Below are 4339 nucleotides of genomic sequence, written 5' to 3'. Positions count from 1 at the left end.
ACCTGTAGGGCTTTCCAATACTTTATGGATCTTCAAGACGTCGTGGCGCGCAGTTTTCTGGGGAAAAGTACTCCTGATAGCTAGTGGGAAGGCGTTTACATATCCGGAAAAATCACCCTCGAGCTTCTGAGATAGCACCTGCTGCAGCCTATCTTCCCACCGCTTTGTGGATTCTACCACCATCTTCTCAACTTCCTGCACCGATATAGCATAGGAAGCCGTGCTGTCGGTCTTGATCGTGAATTGCAGTCTTACCAAATCAGACTCATCATACATGTTGTAGTATTTGCCAACGACTTTACCGTCTAGGGCGCCTTCCAGTACGGTAGCTATGCGATCCGCGAGCTCTGTGCTAGCTAGGTTTTTTGGCATGAAGATGATGCACCCAATGAAGCCGTTGATTGCATCTTTCAGCATGAATAGCCGGACTTTTGGGTTGCTGGACAGGAAAAGTATTCCCATCGAGATCTGGAACAGGTCTTCTTCAGAGAAGCGGAAAAGCTCTTCCCTAGAGAACCGCTGCATAATGGCCATCAATGCCTTTCCATTGTGTCCATTTTTCAAGAATCCGGATCTTTCTTTGACGAGCCCGATCTTCTTCCTTATCACCGGTATGTGGCATGCGCTCTGAAATTCGACTGAAGAGGTAAAAAACCCGTAGAAGCACTTTTCCTGTTCCAGATTTCCCGCCTTATCGAACGTGCGCAGGCCTATGCAAATCATGTATCCGTACCTATGCACGTGGGAAACGAAATTTGACTGCACAACGTATAGTGGCTCTTTACTTTGCGTCTGGCAACTTAAAGATTTTTGGGTTTGCTGCCCCATCCTTTGTAACCCCAAGCTGCGTCCCGGATCCAGAACTAGCTCCCCTGACTTTGATTTCGTATACTCACTGTACCCAAGGAACACGAAGCTGTCCTCGCGCAGCCATTTCAGGAAATTGCAGATCTCCTCACGCGATGGGTCATTTTTCATACTCGCCAGCAGTTCGTCCACTCGGCCAAGCATCGGTTGCCAATCGCCTACGCAGCATACAACCGAGTGCAGTGCCTGTTCGACTTCCGTCTTGAGCGTGCTTTGTAGCTCTTCACTTGTAGGTCCCACCACAAAATATGCTACAGATTCGCAAGCATTATCATCGGCGCAGGATGTGGATAGAGCATCAACGCTTACAATTCTGCCGCCTTTCCTCTTCAGGAGCAAAACCGCGTTTGTGTAGTGATATATTGGTAAATTATGCTTTTTCAGCGCTATTATTACGGAGTCTATTATGAACGGCAGATTGTCATTGGCCGTCTCCACTATTGTGAGGGATTTTTCCGGGAACCCTGGGCGCTCCACCGTGAATACGCGCACCATGCTCTCTTTGGGCTTCCTATTACTGATAAAATTATACAGATCTTCTGCAATGTTTAGCAGAAACTGGCTGGTTAATTCCACATCTGTGCTGTAAGAAAAGTTGTAAAACTTCTCTATGAAGCTTTTGAGCAAGCCGTACTCATCAGTTTGTGATGGGAACTTTTCCCGCAGGGCCTTCAGCACAGAGGTGACCACGTGCCCTTCGAAGCCACAAGCACTATCTTCTGGGATGCGCATTACTTTACAACGTATCTTAGGAACAAAAAACAAAAGAGGAGCGTACAAAACCTACTGAAGGCTAGGTTAGCATATCCTATACCGATTAAAACACAATTAATTTACCAAACTTAAGCACAGACACTTCTCGGATACATGGTAACCGTATAACCAGCCGTCGTACACAGTAATGTTGTATTACAAATTTGTCATTTGCAAAATTACTGAGTTTTGTGCCATCCAGAGAATTTTCCAGGATACGTGCGCCGAATATTTTTCATGCACCCCGTATATACATGGCAGTAATTGTACGGGTTATGCTGCATATGTGTGGTTGGGGTATAAAGGTGCTATGAACAAGCGGTTATGATATGTCGCACAGGTGTTACCTGGGTTTTATGTGCAGCACAGCACCCCCAGTATTGCGCTGAAACTCCCAGGTGCAAGTGCGTAAATGCGCTTGCTTGCTGTGTTTACCGACGCACATTTTTCTGTACACGGTTTTGTTATTGTGGTATCCAGCACCGCAGGCTTGTGATTTTGTTGTGGATATGGTTATGACTGCGCGCAGGGGTGGGAAGGCCGTTTCTGATTTATTGGAGGAGGTGAGTGTACAAGGGGCTGCTGATGATAGAGTTACCTTGTATGAACTCAAGATGACCCTGCGTGACAGGGGCTTTGGCGTGCTCATGCTCCTGTTTGCTCTGCCGCTTTCCATACCAATTCCCGTGCCTCCTGGCTATACTACCGTGTTGTCCATTCCGCTACTGCTGTTCTCGGCCCAAATGCTTATGGGGCTCTCCACTCCGTGGCTGCCGGCTTTTTTAGAAAAAAGGTCGTTCAAGCGCGAGTTTTTGGCGACTGTAGTTGAGAGAACGTCTCCAATACTGAGAGGGATGGAGCGGTGGAGCAGGCCCAGGATGTTTGTGGTGTTCAGTGGTGTGGGGGAGAAGGCGGTGGCGCTGATTTGCCTTTTGTGCGCCCTTTCCATTGCAATTCCCCTGCCTTTGACGAACTTCATTCCTGCCGGTGGGATGTCTGCTATGGCGCTCGGCATGCTGAACCGGGATGGCGTTCTGGTAATTTTAGGCGTGTTGTTGGGGTTCTTTGGGCTACTTGTTACCGCAGTGGTACTCATAGCGGGGCCTAAGCTTGTAATCGAGATGTTCTCTGTCCTGTTCAAGTCGTAATATGAGGCTGCATGACACTCTGCATGCCGCCAAGAGGGTTTTTTCTCCAAAAAACAGTGAGCGCGTCGGTGTCTACGTTTGCGGCCCTACTGTTTACGATTTAGCACACATAGGCAACGCGCGGTCCGTAGTTGTTTATGACGTTTTATTCAGGCTGCTAAAGGCGTTATACCCTGAGGTTGTTTACGTTAGGAATATCACCGACGTGGATGATAAAATCATCAATGCGGCGGAATCCGAAAACAAAAGTATTGCGGAGTTGACTGCGCACTACACCAAGCTGTTTCATGAAGATATTGAAGCGCTTAACTGCCTTTCTCCAACCTTTGAACCAAGGGCAACCGAAGAAATTGAAACTATGCTGCATATAATTGGCAGGTTGATTCAGGCGGGGCACGCCTATGTTCGGGGTGGCACGGTATATTTTAGTGTAGAGTCCTATAAGCATTATGGGGCGCTGTCTGGCCGGAAATTGGGTGATATGATATCCGGCAGCAGGGTGGAAGTTGTTGCCGAGAAGCTTCACCCTGGGGATTTTGTCCTCTGGAAACCGGCGACTGATCTTGATATGAAGCTTGGTGCGTGCTGGCCTAGTCCTTGGGGAGTTGGGCGGCCAGGATGGCATGTGGAATGCTCTGCTATGAGCTATCGCTATCTAGGTGATAGCTTTGATATTCACGGAGGTGGCGCGGATTTGATGTTTCCGCATCACGAAAACGAAATATCCCAAAGCTGTTGTGCCTTTCCCGGCAGTGAGTACGCTAGGTATTGGGTGCACAACGGGTTTTTGACGGTCAACGGTGGTGAGAAGATGAGCAAGTCCCTTGGCAATGTTATCACGGTTAGAGGGCTGCTCAGCAACGGAGTGGACGGAGAGGTAATTCGGTATGTGTTCCTGAGTACCCACTACCGCAAGCCGCTTGATTGGGGTGACAAGGCCGTACTTGATGCTAAAGAGGCGCTGAACAAAATATACCGCTCCTGCGAGGGGTTTTCCGCACAACTATTGAGCACGGGTCTAGAAGATGTGGGTGTGCACGACGCAGTTATGGCATCATTGCGGGACGACATGAATACACCGGCAGCAATCGCCGCCCTACATGAATTGGTTAAGGAGATCAATAAAACTAACAACGCTGGGGAGAAGCTGCGATTGGCAAGGGTGCTGAATAAGAGCGCCATGCTGATGGGTATGTTCCGCAATTTTCCGGAAAGAAAACTCCTCGACATGCGAGGCTTGGTTGATGAGGGTGAAATCAATCGGCTCATCGAGAAAAGGGTAGAGGCCAAAAAGTGTGGGGATTTTAAGCTGGCGGATGAGATCAGAGAAAGTTTATCCAACATGGGTATAGGCATTTCTGACGGGAAAGACGGCTCAACGCGTTGGCATAGAAAAAACTAGCTCGATATCCACCTGTCCGGGTTGCGCGCAGGTACTCACTATAAGCGCCATTTGTGTTGCTGTTGTGATGCTTTCGCTAATTTGTATAACCCCCTGACAATGCAGTAATATATCCGACCATAGCACCTCTGCGAGCGGCATTAATTTGGTGCGTAGATGCATGTTGCCA

General features: G+C 48.5%; 3 protein-coding genes and 1 pseudogene. 2 read left to right on the top strand and 2 right to left on the bottom strand.

Going from position 1 to position 4339, the window contains the following annotated elements:
• Positions 1–1599: pseudogene (locus tag GAC_RS03490) on the bottom strand (NAD-glutamate dehydrogenase); the annotation flags it as partial.
• A 530-nt stretch (positions 1600–2129) separates the two neighbouring features.
• Between GAC_RS03490 and GAC_RS03480 the strand changes: the two are divergent.
• Together GAC_RS03480 and cysS are read left to right on the top strand one after the other, a co-directional pair.
• The gene (locus tag GAC_RS03480) at positions 2130–2768 is read left to right on the top strand and encodes an exopolysaccharide biosynthesis protein (RefSeq protein WP_206740258.1); all 639 of its coding nucleotides are present in this window, start codon (positions 2130–2132) and stop codon (positions 2766–2768) included.
• Position 2769: 1 nt separating this feature from the next.
• Entirely contained in the window at positions 2770–4170 is a 1401-nt protein-coding gene (gene cysS, locus GAC_RS03475) for a cysteine--tRNA ligase (RefSeq protein WP_010267437.1), read from the top strand.
• On the opposite strand, the gene GAC_RS05835 is transcribed toward cysS, so the two are convergent.
• Positions 4144–4339: hypothetical protein (locus GAC_RS05835; protein ID WP_037349472.1), on the bottom strand; the 196-nt coding region annotated here is incomplete at its 5' end. The genes cysS and GAC_RS05835 overlap by 27 nt on opposite strands.

The organism is Anaplasma marginale str. Florida (assembly GCF_000215485.1).
In the GTDB taxonomy this organism is placed as follows: domain Bacteria; phylum Pseudomonadota; class Alphaproteobacteria; order Rickettsiales; family Anaplasmataceae; genus Anaplasma; species Anaplasma marginale.
The sequence above is the reverse complement of the archived record's forward strand: the minus strand, read 5'-3'. Positions and strand labels throughout refer to the sequence as shown.

Bases quoted from the DNA above. Each gene is read 5' to 3' on its own strand.
- GAC_RS03480 (WP_206740258.1), top strand. From the start codon at position 2,130: ATGGTTATGACTGCGCGCAGGGGTGGGAAGGCCGTTTCTGATTTATTG.
- cysS (WP_010267437.1), top strand. From the start codon at position 2,770: ATGAGGCTGCATGACACTCTGCATGCCGCCAAGAGGGTTTTTTCTCCA.